The sequence below is a fragment of the Streptococcus pseudopneumoniae genome (assembly GCF_038148935.1).
Classification (GTDB): Bacteria; Bacillota; Bacilli; order Lactobacillales; family Streptococcaceae; genus Streptococcus; species Streptococcus pseudopneumoniae_U.
The window spans coordinates 18,635-43,200 of record NZ_JBBJZX010000007.1 but is presented as its reverse complement, the minus strand read 5'-3'; the positions used below and the strand labels follow the sequence as shown (position 1 = coordinate 43,200).

21 protein-coding genes are annotated in these 24,566 nt (G+C 41.4%); 16 read left to right on the top strand and 5 right to left on the bottom strand.

From position 1 onward, the window contains the following. From WKI42_RS01790 to WKI42_RS01775, 4 genes are all read left to right on the top strand, one after another. Positions 1-2,533: hypothetical protein (locus tag WKI42_RS01790; RefSeq protein ID WP_368081021.1), on the top strand; the 2,533-nt coding region annotated here is incomplete at its 5' end. A 164-nt stretch (positions 2,534-2,697) separates the two neighbouring features. Then, a complete protein-coding gene (gene vncR / locus WKI42_RS01785; RefSeq protein WP_173219999.1) occupies positions 2,698-3,354 on the top strand; it encodes a response regulator transcription factor VncR in 657 nt (218 codons plus the stop codon). Continuing rightward, entirely contained in the window at positions 3,351-4,679 is a 1,329-nt protein-coding gene (gene vncS / locus WKI42_RS01780) for a sensor histidine kinase VncS (protein WP_368081020.1), read from the top strand. The genes vncR and vncS overlap by 4 nt, the downstream gene beginning before the upstream one ends. A gap of 140 nt (positions 4,680-4,819) precedes the next feature. Further along, complete coding sequence (locus WKI42_RS01775) at positions 4,820-5,701, top strand: class II fructose-bisphosphate aldolase (RefSeq protein ID WP_368081019.1); 882 nt, start codon at positions 4,820-4,822, stop codon at positions 5,699-5,701. A gap of 319 nt (positions 5,702-6,020) precedes the next feature. On the opposite strand, the gene WKI42_RS01770 is transcribed toward WKI42_RS01775, so the two are convergent. The 5 genes from WKI42_RS01770 to WKI42_RS01750 all read right to left on the bottom strand — a co-directional run bounded on the left by WKI42_RS01770 (position 6,021) and on the right by WKI42_RS01750 (position 10,278). Further along, the gene (locus tag WKI42_RS01770) at positions 6,021-7,211 is read right to left on the bottom strand and encodes an oxidoreductase (protein WP_368081018.1); all 1,191 of its coding nucleotides are present in this window, start codon (positions 7,209-7,211) and stop codon (positions 6,021-6,023) included. Between the two features lie 144 nt (positions 7,212-7,355). After that, the gene (locus WKI42_RS01765) at positions 7,356-8,015 is read right to left on the bottom strand and encodes an amino acid ABC transporter permease (RefSeq protein WP_115904796.1); all 660 of its coding nucleotides are present in this window, start codon (positions 8,013-8,015) and stop codon (positions 7,356-7,358) included. A 9-nt stretch (positions 8,016-8,024) separates the two neighbouring features. Further along, positions 8,025-8,702 (bottom strand): amino acid ABC transporter permease, encoded by a 678-nt coding sequence (locus tag WKI42_RS01760; protein ID WP_368081017.1) that lies wholly within the window; start codon positions 8,700-8,702, stop codon positions 8,025-8,027. A gap of 12 nt (positions 8,703-8,714) precedes the next feature. Next, positions 8,715-9,509: a transporter substrate-binding domain-containing protein gene (locus tag WKI42_RS01755; RefSeq protein WP_368081016.1), complete on the bottom strand. Its 795-nt coding sequence runs from the start codon at positions 9,507-9,509 to the stop codon at positions 8,715-8,717. A 10-nt stretch (positions 9,510-9,519) separates the two neighbouring features. Next, a complete protein-coding gene (locus tag WKI42_RS01750; RefSeq protein ID WP_001229569.1) occupies positions 9,520-10,278 on the bottom strand; it encodes an amino acid ABC transporter ATP-binding protein in 759 nt (252 codons plus the stop codon). Positions 10,279-10,454: 176 nt separating this feature from the next. Between WKI42_RS01750 and recJ the strand changes: the two genes are divergently transcribed. The 12 genes from recJ to WKI42_RS01685 all read left to right on the top strand — a co-directional run bounded on the left by recJ (position 10,455) and on the right by WKI42_RS01685 (position 24,421). After that, positions 10,455-12,680 (top strand): single-stranded-DNA-specific exonuclease RecJ, encoded by a 2,226-nt coding sequence (gene recJ / locus WKI42_RS01745; RefSeq protein ID WP_368081015.1) that lies wholly within the window; start codon positions 10,455-10,457, stop codon positions 12,678-12,680. A 327-nt stretch (positions 12,681-13,007) separates the two neighbouring features. Next, positions 13,008-13,322, top strand: coding sequence for a YdcP family protein (locus tag WKI42_RS01740; protein WP_219568575.1), 315 nt, complete (start codon positions 13,008-13,010; stop codon positions 13,320-13,322). A 15-nt stretch (positions 13,323-13,337) separates the two neighbouring features. Then, positions 13,338-13,724: a YdcP family protein gene (locus tag WKI42_RS01735; protein WP_000985015.1), complete on the top strand. Its 387-nt coding sequence runs from the start codon at positions 13,338-13,340 to the stop codon at positions 13,722-13,724. Positions 13,725-13,752: 28 nt separating this feature from the next. Continuing rightward, a complete protein-coding gene (locus tag WKI42_RS01730) occupies positions 13,753-15,138 on the top strand; it encodes an FtsK/SpoIIIE domain-containing protein (protein WP_000813488.1) in 1,386 nt (461 codons plus the stop codon). A 177-nt stretch (positions 15,139-15,315) separates the two neighbouring features. After that, the gene (gene mobT / locus WKI42_RS01720; RefSeq protein WP_368081014.1) at positions 15,316-16,521 is read left to right on the top strand and encodes a MobT family relaxase; all 1,206 of its coding nucleotides are present in this window, start codon (positions 15,316-15,318) and stop codon (positions 16,519-16,521) included. Positions 16,522-16,563: 42 nt separating this feature from the next. Then, positions 16,564-16,785, top strand: coding sequence for a hypothetical protein (locus WKI42_RS01715; protein WP_001009056.1), 222 nt, complete (start codon positions 16,564-16,566; stop codon positions 16,783-16,785). Between the two features lie 116 nt (positions 16,786-16,901). Next, on the top strand, positions 16,902-17,399 hold the full coding sequence (locus tag WKI42_RS01710; protein ID WP_000342539.1) for an antirestriction protein ArdA: 498 nt from the start codon (positions 16,902-16,904) through the stop codon (positions 17,397-17,399). Positions 17,400-17,487: 88 nt separating this feature from the next. Beyond that, entirely contained in the window at positions 17,488-17,880 is a 393-nt protein-coding gene (locus WKI42_RS01705) for a conjugal transfer protein (protein WP_000723888.1), read from the top strand. Further along, the gene (locus WKI42_RS01700) at positions 17,864-20,311 is read left to right on the top strand and encodes an ATP-binding protein (protein ID WP_254734097.1); all 2,448 of its coding nucleotides are present in this window, start codon (positions 17,864-17,866) and stop codon (positions 20,309-20,311) included. Before WKI42_RS01705 ends, WKI42_RS01700 begins: the two co-directional genes overlap by 17 nt. 2 nt (positions 20,312-20,313) lie before the next feature. After that, positions 20,314-22,491: a CD3337/EF1877 family mobilome membrane protein gene (locus WKI42_RS01695; protein ID WP_000804748.1), complete on the top strand. Its 2,178-nt coding sequence runs from the start codon at positions 20,314-20,316 to the stop codon at positions 22,489-22,491. Then, positions 22,488-23,489 carry a bifunctional lytic transglycosylase/C40 family peptidase gene (locus tag WKI42_RS01690; RefSeq protein WP_000769868.1) on the top strand — a complete coding sequence of 334 codons (1,002 nt, stop codon included), beginning with the start codon at positions 22,488-22,490 and terminating at the stop codon, positions 23,487-23,489. Before WKI42_RS01695 ends, WKI42_RS01690 begins: the two co-directional genes overlap by 4 nt. Then, positions 23,486-24,421 (top strand): conjugal transfer protein, encoded by a 936-nt coding sequence (locus WKI42_RS01685; protein WP_001224320.1) that lies wholly within the window; start codon positions 23,486-23,488, stop codon positions 24,419-24,421. The genes WKI42_RS01690 and WKI42_RS01685 overlap by 4 nt, the downstream gene beginning before the upstream one ends. Positions 24,422-24,566 lie beyond the last annotated feature (145 nt).

The window sequence follows — 24,566 nt, the reverse complement described above, 5'->3', positions numbered from 1 at the left end:
CTATCAGCCTGTATCAGCTCCAGTAGCGTCAAAAGCAGAGGAACCAGCGACACCAGCACCGAAAGCTGAAGAGCCAGCAGCGCCAGGAACGACAGAACAACCAACTCCAGCGCAACCAGCGGAAGACCAACCAGCAGCGCCAGGAACGACAGAAACTCCAGCGCCAGCGCAACCAGCAGAAGGAACTCCAGCAGCGCCAGGTACAACAGAAGAAGTAGCAAAGGAAGCTGAAGGAAAAGAGTCAGCAGAAGCAGGAACATCTGCAACTACTGAAACAGCCACACCAGCGCCAGCAGGAGAAGAAGGTAACGTCGAAACATCAAATAATCCATCAACAGGTGCTACAACTAGTACTGATTCAGGTGGATCCACTACGGTAACAGACGCTACTCCTTCAAATGATGAAACTACAGAACAATCAGGAAGTTCAGCTCCGAAAGCAGAAGTTTCAGAAACACCAGTGGTAGAGGGTACAACTTCGGAAAATAAAGAAGAACAACCAGCTCCAAAAGAAGTGGGAACAACAGCAGGAGATGAAGGAAAAGAAGCTGAAGAATCAGGAACAGAAGCAAATACAACTCCAAAGGAAGATACACCTGAAGGAACAGTGGATTCAGCAGCAGGGGAAGAAGGTAAAGACTCGAAAGCAGAAGGTCCAGAGACATCTGAACTAACAGAACCAGAACCAGCGCCTTCAGTATCCGAAAGCGCAAATGAAGATAATACTGTGGCAGAAGGCACAACTTCAAGTGAAGCAGGTAATACAGATAAAACTTCTGTTGGTGAGACAGGAAAACAAGATAGCGCAACAAATGCACCGTCAGCTGATTCTAAAGAAGAAGCGGTAACAACACCAGAAGCAACAGAAAAAGAAGTAAAAGCAGAAGAGTCAGCAGAACCAGGAACATCTGCAACTGTGGAATCAGTACCGCCTTCAACAGAATCAGTGGCAAATGGAGCTGAGGGAACAGAAGCAAACCCAGCACCAAAAGAAAATGTCACAGAAGGAACAGAAGTGAAGGAAGATGAAGAAAAAGAAACAGGGGGGACTTCAGAACCAACAGAAGGAGCTACAGGAGTAGCAGAGGAATCAACTGAACCGAAAGATAGTGTAGAATCAGCACCTAAAGAATCTACAACTGAAGGAAAAGAGTCAGCAGAAGCAGGAACAACAGCGCCAGCGCAACCAGAAGAAGGTAACGCCGAAACAACAAATAATCCATCAACAGGCGCTACAACTAGTGCTAATTCAGCTGACTCAAGTCCATCAACTGAATCAACAGCTACAGAAGGAACAACTGATACAACGGGAAATACTTCAAATAATTCATCAACAGACGCTATAACTGATGGCGATTCAGTCGATTCAACTTCTCAAGGAGAAAAACCTCAAGCCGATGAACCAGCTGTAGAACATCAAGATTCAGAGCAGTCTTTAAAGAAAGAAACTGAAGACAGTAATAAAGATGCGATTGACGACCAAAAGAAAGAAACTGAAGAAAATATTAAAAATAGTAATTTAAGTGAGGAGCGGAAAACACAAGCACTTGAAAAAGTAGAACAACTTACTGAAGAGTATCACAAGAAGCTTGCTGAAGAAAACGATACGGAGAAACAAGCAGCTCTTGTAGATGAATATCGTGATAAATTAAATGAAATTGAGACACCAGGTGTAACTTATGAAAGTCCTGATTTCAAGAAACCAATCGAAAGCCATGCTGGCGGAACAACTATTGATGAAAATAGTACAGTAGCAAACAGCGCACTAACTTCTAGCAATCCATCTTCTCAGCCGTCCTCATCTGAAGACTCATCACAAACACAACCTGCGGCAACGTCAGACAGTTCTACAACTGGTAACTCAGGATTCCGAAGTGCAGGAACTTACCAACCTCGAGTAACTCGTCGTCGGAGAAGTATTGAGGAACCTCAAAACACAGTTTCACTTTATTATAATTTTGATGGTATGAAAGATATTCCAGGTTTCTTTGGTGATCCTGGTGAAGACAATACTGTTACGATTCCTGCTGGAACAAGTAAAGAACGGGCAAAAGAATTAGTTGAAGCAAAAATTCAAGCCAAGATAAAAGACCTAGCTGCTAGAGGGTATCAAGTAAAAAATGAGATAGTATTTGAGGAAGATACGGATGTTAAGAATTATAACTACGTAGTCACTTTCACTAAGCAAACTACAGGAACTACAGGGTTCAGAATGGCTCCGGCAGTTCAACCACGCGCTAGCAGAAATCGTAGAAGTCTAGAACAGCCAGCTCCTCAAAAGGTCAAAGTCAATGTTTTTTATAACTTTGATCAAATGAAAGATATTGCAGGTTTCCTAGGAGCTATCAATGAAACTCCTCTTGAAGTCGCAGCTGGTTCAACAGATGATGAAGTAAAAGTAGCAGTCAAGAACCAAGTTGATGCCAAGAAAGAGGAATTACGTAAACGTGGTTATACTGTTAAAGAAGACTATCTCTATAAAAACAATGGGAAAGATTATAACTACGTCTTAACATTTTCAAAAACCAAATAACCTTCATTCCACAGGGAGTGAAATGCAAGCAGAGAGAGCGATAGGCTCTCTTTGTTTTATCTAGTGGTCAGTTGTTTACAGACAAAAGGCCAGCAAGAGACTATAATAGAAAATAGAGTAGGTAGTTATTCTAAGAAAAATAAAAAATAGAGAGCAGTTAAAGTATGAAAATTTTAATTGTAGAAGATGAAGAAATGATCCGCGAGGGGATCAGTGACTATTTGACAGATTGTGGCTATGAAACCATTGAGGCGGCGGACGGTCAAGAAGCCTTAGAAAAATTTTCAAGCTATGAGGTAGCCTTGGTTTTACTGGATATCCAGATGCCCAAGCTTAATGGCCTAGAAGTCCTAGCTGAGATTCGCAAAAGCAGCCAAGTCCCTGTCTTGATGTTAACAGCCTTTCAGGATGAGGAATACAAGATGAGTGCCTTTGCCTCTCTGGCAGATGGCTATCTGGAAAAGCCCTTCTCCCTCTCCCTCTTAAAAGTGAGGGTGGACGCGATTTTCAAGCGCTATTACGATACAGGACGAATTTTCTCTTATAAGGATGCCAAGGTGGATTTTGAAAGTTACAGTGCCAGCCTAGCAGGTGAGGAAGTAGCTATCAATGCCAAAGAGTTGGAAATTCTTGATTATTTGGTTAAAAATGAAGGACGAGCCTTGACTCGTTCTCAGATAATCGATGCCGTCTGGAAAGCGACAGATGAGGTTCCCTTTGACCGTGTCATTGATGTTTATATCAAGGAATTGCGGAAAAAACTAGACCTGGACTGCATCCTCACTGTGCGCAATGTTGGTTATAAATTGGAGCGAAAATGAAACGAACAGGTTTATTTACAAAGATATTTATCTATACCTTCTCGATTTTTAGTGTTCTGGTTATCTGCCTTCATTTAGCTATTTATTTTCTTTTTCCTTCGACTTATCTGAGCCACCGTCAAGAAACTATTGGTCAGAAAGCGACAGCCATTGCCCGGTCACTCGAAGGAAAGGATAGGCAGAGTATAGAGAAAGTGTTAGACCTATATTCCCAGACCAGTGAGATTAAGGGGGCGGTCAAGGGAGAGATGACCGAGGACAAGTTAGAAGTCAAGGACAGTCTTCCTCTGGACACGGACCGTCAAACCACTTCGCTCTTTATTGAGGAGCGCGAGGTGACAACGCAGGACGGTGGTACTATGACTCTCCAGTTTCTAGTTTCCATGGATTTGCAAAAAGAAGCAGAGCAGATCAGTCTCCAGTTTCTTCCCTATACCTTGCTGGCATCCTTTCTGATTTCCCTCTTGGTGGCCTATATCTATGCTCGGACTATCGTTGCCCCGATTTTGGAAATCAAGCGGGTGACCCGACGGATGATGGAATTAGATGCTCAAGTGCGATTGCGCGTGGATTCTAAGGATGAGATTGGTGATCTAAAGGAACAAATCAATAGCCTTTACCAGCATCTTTTGACTGTCATTGCGGACTTGCATGACAAGAATGAAGCCATTCTCCAGCTGGAAAAGATGAAGGTCGAATTCCTACGAGGGGCTTCTCATGAATTGAAAACACCTCTGGCTAGTTTGAAAATCCTGATTGAAAACATGAAAGAAAACATCGGTCGTTATAAGGATAGAGATCACTATCTGGGAGTTGCCTTGGGGATTGTGGATGAGCTCAATCACCACGTTCTCCAGATACTTTCTCTCTCGTCTGTGCAGGAATTGCGAGATGATAGGGAACAAATTGACTTACACCAGATGACGCAAAGTCTGGTCAAGGATTATGCCTTACTAGCCAAAGAAAGAGAACTCCAGATAGACAATAGTTTAACCCATCAGCAGGCTTATCTAAACCCATCAGTTATGAAGTTGATTCTTTCTAACCTCATCAGTAATGCTATCAAGCACTCTGTTCCAGGCGGCTTGGTTCGCATTGGAGAGAGAGAAGGGGAACTTTTTATAGAAAATAGCTGTAGCTCAGAAGAACAAGAAAAACTGGCCCAATCTTTTTCTGATAATGCTAGTCGCAAGGCCAAAGGGTCTGGGATGGGGCTCTTTGTGGTTAAGAGTCTATTAGAACATGAAAAATTAGCTTATCGTTTCGAGGTGCAGGAGAATCGTTTGACTTTCTTCATAGCTTTTCCAAAAGTCGCCCAAGACTAGGGATAGAAAGGGTTTACATAGATGAAGCTAGAAGAAATTCAATCGAAACTGCGGGAAAAACTAGATTTTTTTGTCAAAAAGTGATAAAATGAACAATGTAAATGGGATGACCCATAAAAATATACAGGAGGCCTGATAAAATGGCAATCGTTTCAGCAGAAAAATTTGTCCAAGCAGCTCGTGACAACGGTTATGCAGTTGGTGGATTTAACACAAACAACCTTGAGTGGACTCAAGCTATCTTGCGCGCAGCAGAAGCTAAAAAAGCTCCAGTTTTGATCCAAACTTCAATGGGTGCTGCTAAATACATGGGTGGTTACAAAGTTGCTCGCAACTTGATCGCTAACCTTGTTGAATCAATGGGTATCACTGTACCAGTAGCTATCCACCTTGACCACGGTCACTACGAAGATGCACTTGAGTGTATCGAAGTTGGTTACACTTCAATCATGTTTGACGGTTCACACCTTCCAGTTGAAGAAAACCTTAAATTGGCTAAAGAAGTTGTTGAAAAAGCACACGCTAAAGGTATCTCAGTAGAAGCTGAAGTTGGTACTATCGGTGGTGAAGAAGACGGAATCATCGGTAAAGGTGAATTGGCTCCAATCGAAGACGCTAAAGCAATGGTTGAAACTGGTATCGACTTCTTGGCAGCTGGTATCGGTAACATCCACGGTCCTTACCCAGCAAACTGGGAAGGTCTTGACCTTGACCACTTGCAAAAATTGACAGAAGCTCTTCCAAGATTCCCAATCGTATTGCACGGTGGTTCAGGTATTCCTGATGAGCAAATCCAAGCAGCTATCAAACTTGGTGTTGCCAAAGTTAACGTTAATACTGAATGCCAAATCGCATTCGCTAACGCAACTCGTAAATTTGCTCGTGACTACGAAGCCAACGAAGCAGAATACGACAAGAAAAAACTCTTCGACCCACGTAAATTCTTGGCTGACGGTGTAAAAGCTATCCAAGCATCAGTTGAAGAACGTATCGACGTATTCGGTTCAGAAGGTAAAGCTTAATCTAGCTGAATAATACAGATGAAACCTACCCATTGGGTGGGTTTTTTGTGTTTTAAGTTGCCCGTTTTAGTATAGTAAACTGGATCTAGACTAGCACAATGCTTCTTCTATGGTGTTTTGAAACTGGAATAGGACGCCATGACTGCTAAAAGATTTCTATAAATTCATTTGATTTTCCTAATCAATTTGTTCGTATCCTATTTGATCTCACTATAAAACATTCTTATCAATTGATTTGAATGCCAAAATTCCATCGCTCCGGTCTTATTTCATTTGGATATAAAAAACTCTCCTAGAATTCCCAGGAGAGTATGAGTAGTTATTTGAACTTGAATCCTTCGTAAATAAGCTCTGCTTTTGGATTTTGTTTTTTAATCTGTTTGGCAAGTGACTTCATCATAGAAAGAGGACCACACATATAGACGCTTGCATGTTCGGGCACTTTTTCTTGGTCAAAATTAAGATAGCCGTCTTTCCTACTGTCGACTAGATGGAGTTCAAAATTAGGATTTTTCTGAGCATAGTCACGGAGTAAATCTAGGTAGACTGCATTTTCCTCTCCTCGGAAGCTATAGTAGAAGTGAATCTGTTTATCTAAAATAGGATGTTCACGGATGTAAGAGATGAAGGGGGTGATCCCAATGCCTCCAGCAATCCAAACCTGATTTTCTCGTCCTTCTTCTATAATCATGTGTCCGTAAGCTCTATCTACGCTTACTTTGCTGCCGACTTGAAGATTGTCATAGATATTCTTGGTATGGTCACCTGAATTTTTGACAGTAAAGTAAAGAGTTTGACCATGACCTCCTGAGATAGAAAAGGGATGCGGAGCACTTTCAAATCCTTCTTGGAAAATCTTTAGGAAGGCAAATTGTCCTGATTGATAGTTGAAAGGTCTGCTAAGATTGATTTGAATTTCTCTAGTATCGTGGTTTAAGCGTTTGAGATTGGTAATTTTCCCTAGATAGGGGAAGCCAATCTTTTGATATAGAAAAATGATATAAAAACCAGCTAGCAAGCCTAAAAGGGCATAGCTACTAACAAGAAAACTTAGAAGATTAAATGTGAGAAGACGATTGTCCATCATCATGTAGACGTGAAAGAGTTCAAAAATATAAGCTAGATAAACCAGACGGTGAATCCATCGCCAAGCTTCGTATTGGATGTATTTGCCTAAATAGGCGACAAGGATGATACTGATAAAGATATAGATTGCAAGATTGCCAAACTGAGCAGCTAAGCGAGAGCCCCACAAACCGCCCATACTAAAGTTATGAAAGATTAGTAGAATGATGGAGAGAAAGGCTGTGAATTTGTGGACGGTGTAGACCTTCTCCAAACCGTGAAACCAGTTTTCTATTATCGGGAGACGAGTGGCTAGTATAAAAGTCAGAGATAGGCTTGTTAAAGCTAGTCCTGGAATCATGAATTGGGGAGAAGTGTTCATCCAAGTCAACATAGTCAAGGCAAAACTAGCTATGATAAAGAGTAGCCCTTTGATTGATTTCATAAAAAATTCCATTTCATTTAGATTTTGATTTGTTGTAAGAAAATTTGTTACATTTCATCATAGAAAAAGTATGGTGTCAAATTGAGGTCTATAAATATCTACTCTCATCAAAAAAACTCTCCAATTGAACTGGAGAGTGGCTGTTTATTCTGCAGCTTGTTGCCAACGTTTTGCTAGCATATGAGATAGGCTAGAAATTGCTAGGTTAAAGCTGAAGTAGATGAGGGCAATCAGGATATACAGACTGAAGACCTGCTCTGGTTCGAAATAACGGCCCATGAGAATTTGGCTAGCTCCAAAGAGTTCTTGTAGGGCTATAACAGAGTAGAGGAGACTGGTATCCTTAATTACGGTAACAAACTGAGAAATGATGGCTGGCAGCATTTTACGGATTGCTTGTGGGAGAATGATGTGGTAGAGGATTTGGGCTGAGGTAAATCCTTGAGACATTCCTGCTTCGTATTGTCCCTTGTCCACGGCATTGAGACCGCCTCGGATAATCTCAGCCAAGGCTGCTGAGGTAAAGAGGGTAAAGGCAGTGATTCCTGCTGGAGTGGACTTCATCTTGAAAACCAAAAAGATGGTGAAAATCCAGAGGAGGTTGGGAACGTTACGCACAAACTCGATGTAAATGCTGGAGATGATACGTAAGACAGGATTTTTCCCATTTCTCATGACAGCTAGAACTGTACCGATAAGGGTAGATAGGATGATGGCAATCAGAGAAATATAGAGGGTCAAGCCAAATCCTTTAAAGATAAAGATTAGGTTATCTGGGGTTAAAACTTCTAAAATGGATTCCATAGTAACCTCCTAAAGTGAATAGGCTTTTTTGTTGGCTTGCTCCATCTTGCGACCAAACTGGGCAACAGGAAAGCAAAGAGAAAAGTAGAGAAGGGCAGCACCTAGAAAGGCTGGGATATAGTTTCCGTTAAGAGCCGACCAAGACTTGGTCACAAACATCAAGTCTACTCCAGAGATGATAGCGACTGTTGAGGTGTTCTTGATGAGGTTGACGATTTGGTTGGTCAAAGGAGGGAGAATGATACGGAAGGCCTGAGGCAAGATAATCAAGCGCATGGCACTGATATAAGTAAAACCTTGCGACAAGGCGGCCTCCATCTGACCGCTAGGAATAGACTGAATCCCTGAGCGAATAACCTCAGCGATATAGGCACCGTGATAGAGACCTACACATAGTACAGCTGTCCAATAAATCGGAATCATGATGATATGGTCACTGATAAGAGGTAGGCCATAAAAAATGATAACAAACTGCACCAAGAGGGGAGTGTTTTGGTAAAATTCTACAAAGATGCGAGCCAAAATGCGCAAAATTGGACGTTTGCTGGTTGACATAGCTCCAAAGAAGATGCCCAAAACCATAGCGAGGATAAAGGATCCGATTGCTAGGGCAAGGGTGAAGAGGAATCCATTGAAAAATTGGCCAAAATCCTGAAAATAGGCTGTCCAAGATGATAAATCTGTCATAGGGTGTCCTCCTTAATCTGCGGTATGGCTAGATGGTTTGAGCTTGTAACGGTCATAAAGTTTTTGCAAACTACCATCCTTGCTCCACTTAGTAACCAAGTTATCAAGATAGTTGTTGAGCTCGGTATTTGATTTCTTGGTAACGATACCGTAGTCAGATGGCTTGAAACTATCATTTAGTAGTGCTGTGCGTTTGCTGATATAGCCAGATAGAATCGAGCGGTCAACGGAAAAGGCATCAATACGGTGAGCATGAAGGGAAGTAATCAATTCTGGGTAGGAACCAAGTTCGACGAATTTAAACTTCAGGCCTTTCTTTTTACCTAGTTCAGTAATCAAGCGCTGAGTAATGGAACCTTGGGCAACTCCGATGGTTTTGCCGTTTAGATCCTCAATGCTTTTGATTTTGGCAGATTTATTGACCAAAAAGCCAGATGCATCTGTGTAGTAGGGGCTGGTGAAGTTGTAGAGTTTTTTGCGTTCGTCTGTGATGGTGAAGGTTGCGATATCCATATCGACCTGTTCATTGTCTAGGAGCGGTCCACGGGTTTGCGCAGTAACAGGCACATAGCGAACCTTGACCTTAAGCTCATTAGCGACCATCTTGGCCAAGTCTGTTTCGATACCAGAATAGGTCCCTGTCTTGGGGTCCTTATAGCCAAAGTTGGGAACGTCTTGTTTGACACCGACAACTAGCTCGCCTCTTTTTTGAATATCTGCGACGCTGGTGTCGGCCTGAACTGGTGTCGCAGCAGCAAGGCCGAAAAGGCTAATCAATATTGCTGATAAAAAGAATTTCTTTTTCATAGGCGCCTCCTTATTTGACTTTGTCACTTTCGTGGTTGATGATCTTGCTGAGGAATTGTTGGGCACGAGGTTCGCTTGGATTGTCGAAAAAGTCATCAACATCTGTCGTATCCACCAAGACTTCTCCGTCAGCCATAAAGATGATGCGGTCAGCAACTTCACGGGCAAAGCCCATTTCATGAGTAACGACAATCATATTCATACCATCGTGGGCCAATTTTTGCATAACTGCTAGAACATCGCCGATGGTTTCAGGGTCAAGAGCAGATGTTGGCTCATCAAAGAGGAGGAGTTCAGGATGCATAGCGAGTCCACGAGCGATGGCAATCCGTTGTTTTTGTCCACCAGAAAGCATGGCTGGATATGAATCTTTCTTGTCCCACATATTTACAAATTCCAGATATTTTTGGGCTGTCTTTTCAGCTTCTTTTTTATCAATTCCTAGAACTTTTATGGGCGCGAGTGTTACGTTTTCTAACACTGTTTTGTGAGGGTAGAGGTTGAAATGTTGGAAAACCATGCCGACTTCCTTGCGAAGAGGCACTAAATCTTTCTGACTGGCACCAGCAACTTGGTGGCCATTGACTAGAAGACTTCCCTTGTCGACAGCCTCTAAACCATTGATGGTACGGATAAGAGTGGACTTCCCAGAACCAGAAGGGCCAAGGAGGACAACAACTTGTCCTTTTTCAAAACGGAGATTGATGTCGCGGAGTGCGTGGTAGTCTCCGTAATATTTTTCGACGTGTTCAAATTCTACTAAAGCCATAAGGAATCTCCTTTGTGTTAGATTTTATAACATGATTCTACACCAAAAGAATAGTCTTGTCAAATCATATCTGAAAAAATTCACTAAAATTTTATAAAAAAGCAATCTGGATAGAGAAAACGTCTAAATCATGTTATAATGAAGCAATAGAATTCTTAGAAAGAGTGGATGTCTTTTTGATAACACCTACTTATGAATGGCAATTTGCCCCGCAGGTTGAAGATGCGGATTTTACAAAGATAGCCAAGAAGGCTGGACTGGGCCCTGAGGTGGCTCGCTTATTATTAGAGAGAGGGATTCAGGATGAAGAAAGTCTGAAGAAGTTTTTAGAACCTTCCTTGGAGGACTTGCATGACCCTTATCTGCTCCATGATATGGACAAGGCAGTGGCTCGTATTCGTCAGGCCATTGAAGAAGGGGAAAATATTCTCGTTTATGGAGACTACGATGCGGATGGCATGACTTCGGCTTCGATTGTGAAGGAAAGTTTGGAACAGCTTGGTGCCGAGTGCAGAGTTTACCTGCCTAATCGTTTTACTGATGGATATGGTCCCAATGCCAGTGTTTATAAATACTTTATCGAGCAAGAAGGAATTTCCTTGATTGTGACGGTGGATAATGGGGTTGCTGGTCACGAAGCCATTGAAATGGCCCAGTCTATGGGAGTAGATGTCATTGTGACTGACCACCATTCCATGCCTGAAACCTTGCCAGATGCCTATGCTATCGTTCATCCTGAGCATCCAGATGCGGACTATCCTTTCAAATATTTGGCTGGTTGCGGAGTGGCCTTCAAGCTGGCTTGTGCCCTTTTAGAGGAAGTTCAAGTGGAACTGCTTGACTTGGTCGCTATTGGTACCATTGCAGATATGGTGAGCCTGACGGATGAAAACCGTATCTTGGTTCAATATGGTCTAGAAATGTTGGGGCATACTCAGCGCATTGGTCTACAAGAAATGTTGGATATGGCTGGGATTGCTGCTAATGAAGTGACAGAAGAAACGATTGGTTTTCAGCTTGCTCCTCGTTTAAATGCCTTGGGGCGCTTGGACGATCCCAACCCAGCCATTGATTTACTGACTGGATTTGACGACGAGGAAGCGCATGAGATTGCCCTTATGATTCACCAGAAAAACGAAGAGCGCAAGGAAATCGTTCAGTCAATCTATGAAGAAGCTAAGACCATGGTGGATCCTGAGAAGAAGGTCCAGGTCTTGGCCAAGGAAGGCTGGAATCCTGGGGTTCTAGGTATCGTGGCTGGTCGTTTGTTGGAAGAACTAGGGCAGACAGTCATTGTTCTTAATATAGAAGACGGTCGTGCCAAGGGAAGCGCTCGTAGTGTGGAAGCGGTCGATATTTTTGAAGCCTTGGATCCCCATCGCGACCTCTTTATCGCATTTGGCGGTCATGCAGGTGCAGCGGGTATGACGCTGGAAATTGAGAAGCTTTCAGATTTATCTCAGGTTTTGGAAGATTATGTCCGTGAAAAAGGTGCAGATGCTGGTGGCAAGAACAAGTTAAATCTCGATGAAGAACTTGATTTGGAGGCTTTGAGTCTTGAAACGGTCAAGAACTTTGAACGTTTAGCTCCCTTTGGAATGGACAATCAGAAACCTGTCTTTTATATAAAGGATTTTCAGGTCGAAAGTGCTCGTACCATGGGAGCAGGCAATGCCCACCTCAAGCTGAAAATCTCTAAGGGTGAGGCGAATTTTGAAGTGGTGGCCTTCGGTCAAGGTAGATGGGCGACAGAGTTCTCTCAAACCAAGAATCTAGAGTTGGCAGTCAAATTGTCTGTCAACCAATGGAATGGCCAAACTGCCCTCCAGTTGATGATGGTGGACGCGCGTGTGGAGGGGGTTCAACTCTTTAACATTCGTGGGAAAAATGCAGTCTTACCAGAAGGAGTTCCAGTCTTGGATTTTGCTGGAGAACTACCAGATTTAGTAGATAGTGAAGCTGTTGTTGTAAAAACCATTCCTGAGGATATTACTCAGCTGAAGACCATTTTTCAGGAACAGCATTTCTCTGCTGTCTATTTCAAAAATGATATTGACAAGGCTTACTATCTGACAGGTTATGGGACTAGAGAGCAGTTTGCCAAATTGTACAAGACCATCTATCAGTTCCCAGAGTTTGATATTCGCTACAAGCTGAAAGATTTGGCTACTTATCTTAATATCCAACAAATCTTGCTGGTCAAAATGATTCAAATATTTGAAGAACTAGGCTTTGTGACGATCAAAGATGGTGTCATGACAGTGAATAAAGAGGCACCAAAACGGGAGATCGGAGAAAGTCAGATTTACCAAAATCTCAAACAAACCGTCAAAGACCAAGAAATGATGGCGCTGGGTACCGTGCAAGAAATTTATGATTTTTTATTTCAAAAAATAGTATGAAAATCTAGTTATCCGTATAAACACTGGACTTATCACACTTTATCAAGGTCGAAACCAATCAATTTACTACTAATTTACTACTTATGAATGAGCTTTGATACGACGATTTACCCTTGAAAAGTGAAGAAACAAAGATACTTCCAATAAAAATTGAATAGGCAAAAGGTGGACACTTCAAAAATGAGGTGTCTATTTTTTTACCCGATTTGAAAGGACGTGATACTACGAAAATAGAAAAACAAGAGAATAAAGGTCGCTCCCCACCGTGAAAGACCATCAAACAAACGAGATTCATTCAACCATAAAAAAGAAAGGATAGGTAAAAATATGGAACTTAAATTTGTGATTCCCAAGATGGAAAAAACATTCGGCAATTTAGAATTTGCTGGCGAGGATAAAGTCGTTCAGCGAAGAATCAACGGACGGCTAACTGTCTTATCAAGAAGCTATAATCTCTATTCTGATGTTCAAAGAGCAGATGATATTGTGGTGGTGCTTCCTGCTGAAGCTGGCGAAAAACATTTCGGCTTTGAGGAACGTGTGAAGTTAGTCAATCCACGTATTACCGCAGAGGGCTACAAAATCGGCACTCGTGGTTTTACAAATTACCTTTTACATGCTGACGACATGATAAAAGAATAAAGAAAGAGAGGAAAAATGATGAGATTAGCAAATGGCATTGTATTAGATAAAGACACGACTTTTGGAGAATTGAAATTCTCTGCTCTACGTCGTGAAGTGAGAATCCAAAATGAAGACGGGTCGGTTTCAGATGAAATCAAGGAACGTACCTATGACTTAAAATCCAAAGGACAAGGACGCATGATTCAAGTAAGTATTCCTGCCAGCGTGCCTTTGAAAGAGTTTGATTATAACGCACGGGTGGAACTTATCAATCCCATTGCGGACACCGTTGCTACTGCCACCTATCAAGGAGCAGATGTTGACTGGTATATCAAGGCAGACGATATTGTGCTGACAAAGGATTCTAGTTCATTCAAAGCTCAACCACAAGCAAAGAAAGAACCGACACAAGACAAATAGTCGCTAGGTAGAAAGGAGACTTTTTCGCATGAAACAGCGTGGTAAAAGGATTCGCCCATCTGGTAAAGATTTAGTCTTTCATTTTACGATAGCGTCACTCCTGCCTGTTTTCCTGCTGGTTGTCGGACTGTTTCATGTGAAGACAATCCAGCAGATCAACTGGCAGGATTTTAACCTATCACAAGCAGATAAGATTGACATTCCCTATTTAATTATCAGTTTCAGTGTCGCAATTCTTATCTGCTTGCTGGTAGCGTTTGTATTCAAACGGGTTCGCTATGATACGGTTAAACAACTTTACCACCGTCAAAAACTGGCAAAGATGATACTTGAAAACAAGTGGTATGAATCTGAACAGGTCAAAACAGAGGGTTTCTTTAAAGATAGTGCTGGTCGTACAAAGGAAAAGATAACCTACTTCCCTAAAATGTATTATCGACTTAAAAATGGCTTGATACAGATACGGGTGGAAATCACGCTGGGAAAATATCAAGACCAACTCTTACACTTGGAAAAGAAATTAGAGAGTGGCTTGTACTGTGAGCTGACGGATAAAGAGTTAAAGGATTCCTATGTGGAATATACTTTGCTCTATGACACCATAGCCAGTCGTATTTCTATTGATGAAGTAGAAGCTAAAGATGGTAAACTTCGCTTAATGAAAAACGTATGGTGGGAATATGATAAGCTCCCTCATATGTTGATTGCTGGTGGTACAGGTGGCGGTAAAACTTACTTTATACTGACACTGATTGAAGCCTTGCTTCATACAGATTCAAAACTGTATATTCTTGACCCGAAAAATGCTGACCTTGCGGACTTAGGTTCTGTGATGGCAAATGTCTACTATAGAAAAGAAGACTTGCTTTCTTGCATTGAAACATTCTATGAAGAAATGATGAAACGTAGTGAGGAAATGAAGCAGATGAAGAACTATAAGACTGGCAAAAATTATGCTTACTTAGGTCTCCCGGCACACTTCTTAATCTTTGATGAATACGTCGCTTTCATGGAAATGCTGGGAACAAAAGAAAACACCGCAGTTATGAATAAGCTGAAACAGATTGTCATGTTAGGTCGTCAAGCTGGCTTCTTTCTAATACTGGCTTGTCAACGTCCAGACGCAAAATATTTAGGCGACGGAATCCGTGATCAGTTTAATTTCAGAGTGGCTTTAGGTCGTATGTCTGAAATGGGCTATGGCATGATGTTTGGCAGTGACGTACAAAAGGATTTCTTCTTAAAGCGAATCAAAGGTCGTGGCTATGTTGATGTAGGAACAAGTGTCATATCAGAGTTTTATACTCCCCTTGTACCAAAAGGATATGATTTCTTGGAGGAAATTAAAAAGTTATCCAACAGCAGACAGTCCACGCAGGCGACGTGCGAAGCGGAAGTCGCAGGTGTGGACTGATCTTGCTGGCTGGTGTGGCAATAGCCACGCCAGCACTTAACCCCCCGTATCTAACAGGGGGGTACAAATCGACAGGAAACAGTCAAAAAAACATTAGAAAATCCTTTGGTTACAAGGGATTTACAAAATTTCAGCGTATGTCAAATGGGCTTTAAAAGTTGACATACGCCTTTTTGATTGGAGGGATTTTTACTGAATGAACAAACTTGGTTACAGCATTTAAAAGAAAAACGCTTGGCTTATGGACTATCTCAAAACCGTTTAGCTGTTGCGACTGGTATTACAAGGCAGTATCTAAGCGATATTGAAACAGGAAAAGTCAAGCCATCAGAGGATTTACAGCAGTCCCTTTGGGAAGCTCTGGAACGCTTCAATCCCGACGCTTCCCTTGAAATGCTGTTTGATTATGTAAGGATTCGCTTTCCGACAACAGACGTACAGCAGGTGGTCGAAAACATCTTACAACTGAAACTGTCCTATTTTCTTCATGAGGACTATGGTTTCTATTCTTATTCAGAGCATTATGCTTTAGGCGACATATTCGTCCTTTGCTCCCATGAACTGGACAAAGGAGTTCTGGTGGAATTGAAAGGTCGTGGGTGCAGACAATTTGAAAGCTATCTTCTGGCACAACAAAGAAGCTGGTATGAGTTCTTTATGGACGTTTTGGTGGCTGGCGGTGTGATGAAACGCCTTGACCTTGCCATTAACGATAAGACAGGGATTTTGAATATCCCTGTACTCACTGAAAAGTGCCAACAGGAAGAATGTATCTCCGTCTTCCGCAGTTTTAAAAGCTATCGCAGTGGCGAACTGGTACGCAAAGAGGAAAAGGAATGTATGGGAAACACCCTCTATATCGGTTCATTACAAAGTGAAGTTTATTTCTGTATCTATGAAAAGGACTACGAGCAGTACAAGAAAAATGATATTCCCATTGAAGACGCAGAAGTAAAAAACCGTTTTGAGATTCGATTGAAAAATGAGCGTGCCTATTATGCAGTCCGTGATTTACTCGTCTATGACAATCCAGAGCATACCGCCTTTAAAATTATCAATCGGTATATCCGTTTTGTAGATAAAGACGATTCCAAACCTCGTTCTGATTGGAAACTGAATGAAGAATGGGCTTGGTTTATTGGGAACAATCGTGAACGATTAAAACTAACCACAAAACCAGAGCCTTACTCCTTCCAAAGGACGCTGAACTGGCTATCTCATCAAGTTGCCCCGACCTTAAAGGTTGCGATTAAACTTGATGAAATCAACCAGACGCAGGTTGTAAAAGACATTCTCGACCATGCGAAACTGACAGACCGACACAAGCAGATTTTGAAGCAACAGTCAGTAAAAGAACAGGACGTGATAACAACAAAAAAATAACTCAAATACAAATTCATTGAATATAGAGAGGAGAACATTTTTATGAATTTTGGACAAAACCTTTATAACTGGTTTCTATCAAACGCTCAATCACTGGTGCTTTTAGCAATCGTTGTGATTGGCTTGTATCTTGGCTTCAAGCGTGAGTTTAGCAAACTGATTGGCTTTTTAATTATTGCGATTATTGCGGTTGGCTTAGTCTTCAACGCTGCTGGAGTAAAAGACATTTTACTAGAGCTATTCAATCGCATTATTGGTGCTTAAATAAAACCGTTCTTTTGTGGAATATAAGTGGTTTTCTTATGTTCCGCAAAGGAATGGTACACCAAACGAAGTGCGGTAGGGATTTTTGAATCTCTACAAAGAAAGGACGTGAATATATGGACGATATGCAAGTCTATATTGCGAATTTAGGCAAATACAATGAGGGCGAATTGGTCGGTGCGTGGTTTACCTTTCCCATTGACTTTGAGGAAGTCAAAGAGAAAATCGGCTTGAATGATGAATATGAGGAATACGCCATTCATGACTACGAGTTACCCTTTACGGTTGACGAATACACTTCCATTGGCGAACTCAATCGACTATGGGAAATGGTATCGGAATTACCCGAAGAATTACAATCGGAGCTATCTGCTCTGCTCACTCATTTTTCAAGCATTGAAGAACTAAGCGAACATCAAGAGGATATTATCATTCATTCCGATTGTGATGATATGTATGACGTGGCACGCTACTACATTGAAGAAACGGGTGCTTTAGGCGAAGTACCAGCTAGTCTTCAAAACTATATTGATTATCAAGCCTATGGTCGGGATTTAGACCTTTCAGGAACGTTTATCTCAACCAATCATGGGATTTTTGAAATCGTCTATTAAATCTGTCGGTACATTACTACTGGCAGATTTTCTATTTTACGGGGTGGCTCAATCAGCTACCCCTATTTTTTATGAAAGGATTGATTACATGAAGAAAATACGAAGCTATACCAGTATCTGGTCTGTGGAAAAGGTACTGTATTCTATCAATGATTTTAGACTTCCGTTTCCCATAACCTTTACGCAAATGACATGGTTTGTCGTGTCACTCTTTGCAGTGATGATACTTGGCAACTTGCCCCCTCTTTCCATGATAGAGGGAGCATTTCTCAAATACTTTGGGATTCCTGTGGCTTTCACATGGTTTATGTCTACAAAAACTTTTGATGGTAAAAAGCCTTATGGATTTTTGAAGTCTGTCATTGCTTATGCACTGCGACCAAAGCTGACCTATGCAGGAAAAAAAGTAACGCTTGGCAGAAACCAGCCACAAGAAGCCATTACAGCAGTTAGGAGTGAATTTTATGGCATATCCAATTAAATACATTGAAAACAATCTCGTCTGGAATAAAGACGGGGAATGTTATGCTTACTATGAGCTTGTTCCTTACAATTACTCATTTCTAAGTCCAGAACAGAAAATACAAGTGCATGATTCTTTCAGACAGCTTATCGCACAAAATCGTGATGGCAAAATTCATGCTTTACAAATCAGTACAGAATCCAGCATACGTTCTGCACAAGAGCGTTCCAAAAATGAAGTCACTGGCAAGCTCAAAGCGGTTGCCTATGACAAAATCGACCAACAGACAGACGCTTTAATATCCATGATTGGCGAAAATCAAGTGAACTACCGTTTCTTTATCGGCTTTAAGTTGCTTCTCAACGATCAGGAGTTTTCTATGAAAAGTCTTACCGTTGAAGCAAAAAATGCTTTGTCTGATTTTGTCTATGATGTGAACCATAAGCTGATGGGCGATTTTGTTAGTATGAGTAATGATGAAATCCTGCGTTTTCAGAAGATGGAAAAGCTCTTAGAAAATAAAATCTCTCGTCGTTTCAAAATCCGCAGGTTAGATAAGGACGACTTCGGCTATCTGATTGAACACCTTTACGGACAGACAGGCACTGCCTATGAAGAGTATGAGTACCATCTATCAAAGAAAAAGCTGGATAATGAAACGCTGATTAAATACTATGACTTGATTAAGCCTACTCGCTGTTTGGTGGAAGAAAAACAGCGATATTTGAAAATCCAGCAGGAAGATGAAACCGTCTATGTAGCTTACTTTACCATTAACAGCATTGTCGGAGAACTGGACTTCCTGTCCTCTGAAATCTTCTACTACCAGCAACAGCAATTTACATTCCCGATTGATACGTCAATGAATGTGGAAATTGTAGCGAATCGTAAAGCCCTATCTACTGTCCGCAATAAAAAGAAAGAACTGAAAGACTTGGATAACCACGCTTGGCAAAGTGATAATGAAACCAGCTCCAATGTGGCGGAAGCTCTGGAAAGTGTGAATGAGCTGGAAACCAATTTAGACCAAAGCAAGGAATCTATGTACAAGCTGTCTTATGTGGTAAGGGTATCAGCAAATGATCTTGACGAACTCAAACGTCGTTGTAATGAAGTGAAAGATTTTTATGACGATTTAAGCGTAAAACTGGTACGACCATTTGGGGATATGCTCGGCTTACATGAAGAATTTTTACCTGCCAGCAAGCGTTATATGAATGATTATATTCAATACGTGACCTCTGATTTCCTCGCTGGTTTAGGTTTTGGTGCTACTCAAATGCTGGGGGAAAATGAGGGGATTTATGTTGGCTACAGCTTAGATACTGGACGCAATGTCTATCTGAAACCTGCTCTTGCCAGTCAAGGGGTTAAGGGTTCAGTAACCAATGCGTTAGCGTCGGCTTTTGTTGGTTCGCTGGGTGGTGGTAAATCCTTTGCGAATAACCTTATCGTCTATTATGCGGTGCTTTATGGGGCACAAGCAGTGATTGTAGACCCAAAAGCAGAACGTGGCAGATGGAAAGAAACCTTGCCAGAGATTTCCCATGAAATCAATATCGTCACTCTGACTTCTGATGAGAAAAACAAAGGCTTACTTGACCCTTATGTGATTATGAAAAATCCCAAAGATTCTGAATCACTGGCTATTGATATTCTGACATTCCTTACGGGGATTTCCTCTCGTGATGGGGAACGCTTCCCAATCCTTAGAAAAGCCATTCGTGCAGTAACCAATAGTGAAGTACGAGGGTTGATGAAAGTGATTGAGGAATTACGGGTTGAGAATACGCCACTAAGTACCAGTATAGCCGACCATATCGAAAGTTTTACAGACTATGACTTTGCACATTTATTATTCAGTAATGGTTATGTGGAGCAGTCTATCAGCTTAGAAAAACAACTGAACATTATACAGGTTGCGGACTTGGTACTTCCCGACAAGGAAACTTCCTTTGAGGAATATACCACTATGGAGCTTTTATCCGTTGCTATGCTGATTGTCATTAGTACCTTTGCTTTAGACTTTATCCATACAGACCGAAGCATTTTCAAGATTGTAGATTTAGACGAAGCATGGAGCTTTTTACAGGTAGCACAAGGAAAAACACTATCTATGAAGCTGGTTCGGGCTGGTCGTGCTATGAACGCTGGGGTATATTTCGTGACCCAAAATACAGACGACCTCTTAGATGAAAAACTGAAAAATAACCTCGGCTTAAAATTTGCATTTCGTTCCACTGACCTTAACGAGATTAAAAAGACCTTAGCCTTTTTTGGTGTAGACCCAGAGGACGAAAACAATCAGAAGCGATTGCGTGATTTGGAAAACGGGCAATGCCTTATCAGTGATTTATATGGTCGTGTCGGTGTGATACAGTTCCACCCTGTATTTGAAGAACTGCTCCATGCCTTTGATACCAGACCACCTGTGCGAAAAGAGGTGTAAATGTGAAACCATCAATAGTAAACAGAATAAAATCAAACTGGACGCTGAAACGTCTAGGTAAAGTGGCAATGACAGTGGCTTTCACACTTGTGATTGCCATTTTTCTTTTAGCCATGCTGGGAACGGTGGTTCAAGCTGCGGGCTTGGTAGATGATACGGTCAATGTGGCAAATGAATACAGCCGATACCCACTTGAAAACTATCAACTGGATTTTTATGTGGATAATAGCTGGGGCTGGCTTCCGTGGAACTGGTCGGACGGGATTGGAAAACAGGTCATGTATGGACTATATGCCATTACCAATTTTATTTGGACAATCAGTTTGTATGTTTCCAATGCGACAGGTTACTTAGTACAGGAAGCCTATTCCTTAGACTTCATTTCCGCTACAGCAGATTCCATTGGTAAGAATATGCAGACCTTAGCTGGTGTGAGTGCAAACGGATTTTCAACAGAGGGTTTCTATGTTGGATTCCTCTTACTCTTGATTTTGGTTCTTGGGGTTTATGTTGCCTATACGGGACTGATAAAGAGAGAAACCACAAAGGCAATTCATGCCATTATGAATTTTGTGCTGGTGTTTATCCTATCGGCTTCCTTTATTGCCTACGCTCCCGACTACATTAAAAAAATCAATGACTTTTCATCAGACATCAGTAATGCCAGTTTATCACTTGGCACGAAGATTGTCATGCCCCATTCCGATAGTCAAGGCAAGGACAGCGTGGACTTAATCAGAGATAGCCTGTTTTCCATACAGGTTCAGCAACCGTGGCTACTGCTTCAATACAACAGTTCAGACATTGAAAGTATCGGTATTGACCGTGTGGAAAGCCTGCTCTCCACCAGCCCAGATTCCAACAATGGCGAAGACAGAGAAAAAATTGTTGCGGAAGAAATTGAAGACAGAAGCAATACCAATCTAACCATTACAAAGACCATTAACCGTTTAGGTACAGTCTTCTTCCTATTTGTCTTCAATATTGGGATTTCCATATTTGTATTCCTATTAACAGGAATCATGATTTTCTCGCAGGTACTTTTTATCATCTATGCTATGTTTCTGCCTGTGAGCTTTATTTTAAGCATGATTCCATCATTTGATGGTATGTCAAAACGAGCCATAACAAAGCTCTTTAATACCATTTTGACACGAGCTGGAATCACATTGATTATTACGACAGCATTTAGTATTTCAACCATGCTCTATACCTTATCGGCTGGTTATCCGTTCTTTTTGATTGCTTTTCTACAGATTGTGACCTTTGCAGGAATCTACTTCAAGCTGGGCGATTTAATGAGTATGTTTTCTCTACAGAGTAACGATTCTCAAAGTGTGGGAAGTCGTGTGATGAGAAAACCTCGTATGCTTATGCACGCTCACATGCACCGTCTACAGCGGAAACTTGGACGTTCCATGACTACTCTAGGGGCTGGGTCTGCCATTGTTACAGGTAAAAAAGGACAGTCGGGTTCGGGGAGTTCTGCAAGGACACAAGCAGATCACTCCCGACCAGACGGAAAGGAAAAATCAACACTTGGAAAACGTATCGGTCAAACCATCGGTACAGTAGCTGATACCAAAGACAGAATGGTAGACACTGCTAGTGGTTTGAAAGAACAGGTTAAAGATTTGCCGACCAATGCAAGATATGCAGTATATCAAGGAAAATCCAAAGTAAAAGAGAATGTCCGTGATTTAACCAGTAGTATTTCTCAAACCAAAGCGGACAGAGCCAGTGGACGCAAGGAACAGCAGGAACAAAGGCGAAAAACCATTGCGAAGCGTCGCTCTGAAATGGAACAGGTCAAACAGAAAAAACAGCCTGCTTCTTCTGTTCATGAAAGACCGACTACAAGACAAGAACAATATCATGATGAACAGACCTCAAAACAGTCTAATATTCAGACTTCATATAAGGAATCTCAACAAGCCAAACAAGAGCGTCCAGCAGTTAAGTCCGATTTTTCAAGTCCAAAAGTGGAACGCCAAGGCAATACCGTTCAAGAAAAAACCGTTCAAAAGCCAGCAACTTCAACCACTACAGCAGATAGAACTTCACAACGTCCAATCACAAAAGAACGTCCGTCTACTGTTCAAAGAGTACCACTACAAAATACAAGAAGTAGACCACCAATCAAAACCGCCACCATTAAGAAAGTCGGTAAGAAACCATGAAGTTGAAAACTTTAGTGATTGGTGGTTCTGGATTATTCTTGATGGTCTTCTCACTGCTTCTGTTTGTTGCCATTTTATTTTCAGATGAACAGGACAGCGGAATTTCCAATATTCATTATGGAGGTGTGAATGTTTCCGCAGAAGTGCTGGCTCATAAGCCTATGGTAGAAAAATATGCCAAAGAATATGGCGTTGAAGAATATGTCAACATACTTCTTGCGATTATACAGGTGGAATCGGGCGGTACTGCGGAAGATGTTATGCAGTCCTCGGAATCCCTCGGTCTTCCACCTAATTCATTGAGTACAGAAGAATCCATTAAGCAAGGTGTGAAGTATTTCAGTGAATTATTAGCCAGTAGCGAAAGGCTCAGTGTAGATTTAGAATCGGTTATCCAGTCCTACAATTATGGTGGTGGTTTCTTAGGGTATGTGGCTAATCGTGGAAATAAATATACCTTTGAACTGGCTCAAAGTTTCTCAAAAGAGTATTCAGGTGGCGAAAAAGTGTCTTACCCCAATCCCATAGCCATACCTATCAATGGGGGCTGGCGATACAACTATGGCAATATGTTTTATGTGCAACTGGTAACGCAGTATCTTGTCACAACAGAGTTTGATGATGATACGGTACAAGCCATCATGGACGAAGCACTGAAATATGAGGGCTGGCGATACGTTTACGGTGGAGCTTCCCCGACTACTTCTTTTGATTGTAGCGGACTGACACAATGGACGTATGGAAAAGCTGGAATTAACTTACCACGAACCGCACAACAGCAATATGATGTGACCCAGCATATCCCACTATCGGAAGCACAAGCTGGCGATTTGGTTTTCTTTCATTCTACCTATAACGCTGGATCTTATATTACTCATGTTGGGATATACCTTGGCAATAACCGTATGTTTCATGCAGGCGACCCAATCGGTTATGCCGACTTAACAAGCCCCTACTGGCAACAGCATTTAGTGGGAGCAGGACGAATCAAACAATGAGAAAGGAAGATTTAATGATGAAATTTAGAAAAAATCAGAATAAAGAAAAACAGATACCAAAGGAAAAGAAACCTCGTGTCTACTATAAGGTCAATCCTCATAAAAAGGTTGTGATTGCCTTGTGGGTACTTTTAGGGCTTAGTTTCAGCTTTGCGATATTCAAGCACTTTACAGCTATAGATACTCATACTATTCACGAAACAACTATCATAGAAAAGGAATACGTTGATACTCATCATGTAGAAAATTTTGTAGAGAACTTTGCGAAAGTCTACTATTCATGGGAGCAATCCGATAAGTCCATTGATAATCGAATGGAAAGTCTAAAAGGCTATCTGACAGATGAACTTCAAGCTCTCAATGTTGATACAGTACGCAAAGATATTCCTGTATCGTCTTCTGTAAGAGGATTTCAGATATGGACGGTAGAGCCAACTGGCGACAATGAGTTTAATGTAACCTACAGTGTAGACCAGCTCATTACAGAGGGAGAAAATACAAAGACCGTCCACTCTGCTTATATAGTGAGTGTCTATGTAGATGGTTCTGGAAATATGGTACTGGTTAAGAATCCGACCATTACCAACATACCTAAGAAATCAAGTTATAAACCAAAAGCCATTGAAAGTGAGGGGACGGTTGATTCCATTACAACCAATGAAATCAATGAGTTTTTAACGACGTTCTTCAAGCTCTATCCTACAGCGACAGCCAGTGAACTTTCCTACTATGTGAATGACGGGATATTAAAACCAATCGGAAAAGAGTACATCTTTCAAGAACTGGTAAATCCTATTCACAATCGTAAGGATAATCAAGTCACGGTATCGCTGACAGTGGAGTATATCGACCAGCAGACCAAAGCAACGCAGGTATCTCAATTTGATTTGGTACTTGAAAAGAACGGGAGTAATTGGAAGATTATAGAATAACAAATATTGGTACATTATTACAGCTATTTTGTAATCACGTACTCTCTTTGATAAAAAATTGGAGATTCCTTGACAAATATGCTCTTACGTGCTATTATTTAAGTATCTATTTAAAAGGAGTTAATAAATATGCGGCAAGGTATTC

Bases quoted from the DNA above. Each gene is read 5' to 3' on its own strand.
- WKI42_RS01685 (WP_001224320.1), top strand. From the start codon at position 23,486: ATGAGAAAGGAAGATTTAATGATGAAATTTAGAAAAAATCAGAATAAA.
- WKI42_RS01700 (WP_254734097.1), top strand. From the start codon at position 17,864: ATGGCATATCCAATTAAATACATTGAAAACAATCTCGTCTGGAATAAA.
- WKI42_RS01765 (WP_115904796.1), bottom strand. From the start codon at position 8,015: ATGGAATCCATTTTAGAAGTTTTAACCCCAGATAACCTAATCTTTATC.
- vncR (WP_173219999.1), top strand. From the start codon at position 2,698: ATGAAAATTTTAATTGTAGAAGATGAAGAAATGATCCGCGAGGGGATC.
- WKI42_RS01730 (WP_000813488.1), top strand. From the start codon at position 13,753: ATGAAACAGCGTGGTAAAAGGATTCGCCCATCTGGTAAAGATTTAGTC.
- WKI42_RS01750 (WP_001229569.1), bottom strand. From the start codon at position 10,278: ATGGCTTTAGTAGAATTTGAACACGTCGAAAAATATTACGGAGACTAC.
- WKI42_RS01705 (WP_000723888.1), top strand. From the start codon at position 17,488: ATGAAGAAAATACGAAGCTATACCAGTATCTGGTCTGTGGAAAAGGTA.
- WKI42_RS01760 (WP_368081017.1), bottom strand. From the start codon at position 8,702: ATGACAGATTTATCATCTTGGACAGCCTATTTTCAGGATTTTGGCCAA.
- WKI42_RS01735 (WP_000985015.1), top strand. From the start codon at position 13,338: ATGATGAGATTAGCAAATGGCATTGTATTAGATAAAGACACGACTTTT.
- WKI42_RS01775 (WP_368081019.1), top strand. From the start codon at position 4,820: ATGGCAATCGTTTCAGCAGAAAAATTTGTCCAAGCAGCTCGTGACAAC.
- WKI42_RS01755 (WP_368081016.1), bottom strand. From the start codon at position 9,509: ATGAAAAAGAAATTCTTTTTATCAGCAATATTGATTAGCCTTTTCGGC.
- WKI42_RS01715 (WP_001009056.1), top strand. From the start codon at position 16,564: ATGAATTTTGGACAAAACCTTTATAACTGGTTTCTATCAAACGCTCAA.
- WKI42_RS01710 (WP_000342539.1), top strand. From the start codon at position 16,902: ATGGACGATATGCAAGTCTATATTGCGAATTTAGGCAAATACAATGAG.
- WKI42_RS01690 (WP_000769868.1), top strand. From the start codon at position 22,488: ATGAAGTTGAAAACTTTAGTGATTGGTGGTTCTGGATTATTCTTGATG.
- vncS (WP_368081020.1), top strand. From the start codon at position 3,351: ATGAAACGAACAGGTTTATTTACAAAGATATTTATCTATACCTTCTCG.
- WKI42_RS01740 (WP_219568575.1), top strand. From the start codon at position 13,008: ATGGAACTTAAATTTGTGATTCCCAAGATGGAAAAAACATTCGGCAAT.
- WKI42_RS01770 (WP_368081018.1), bottom strand. From the start codon at position 7,211: ATGAAATCAATCAAAGGGCTACTCTTTATCATAGCTAGTTTTGCCTTG.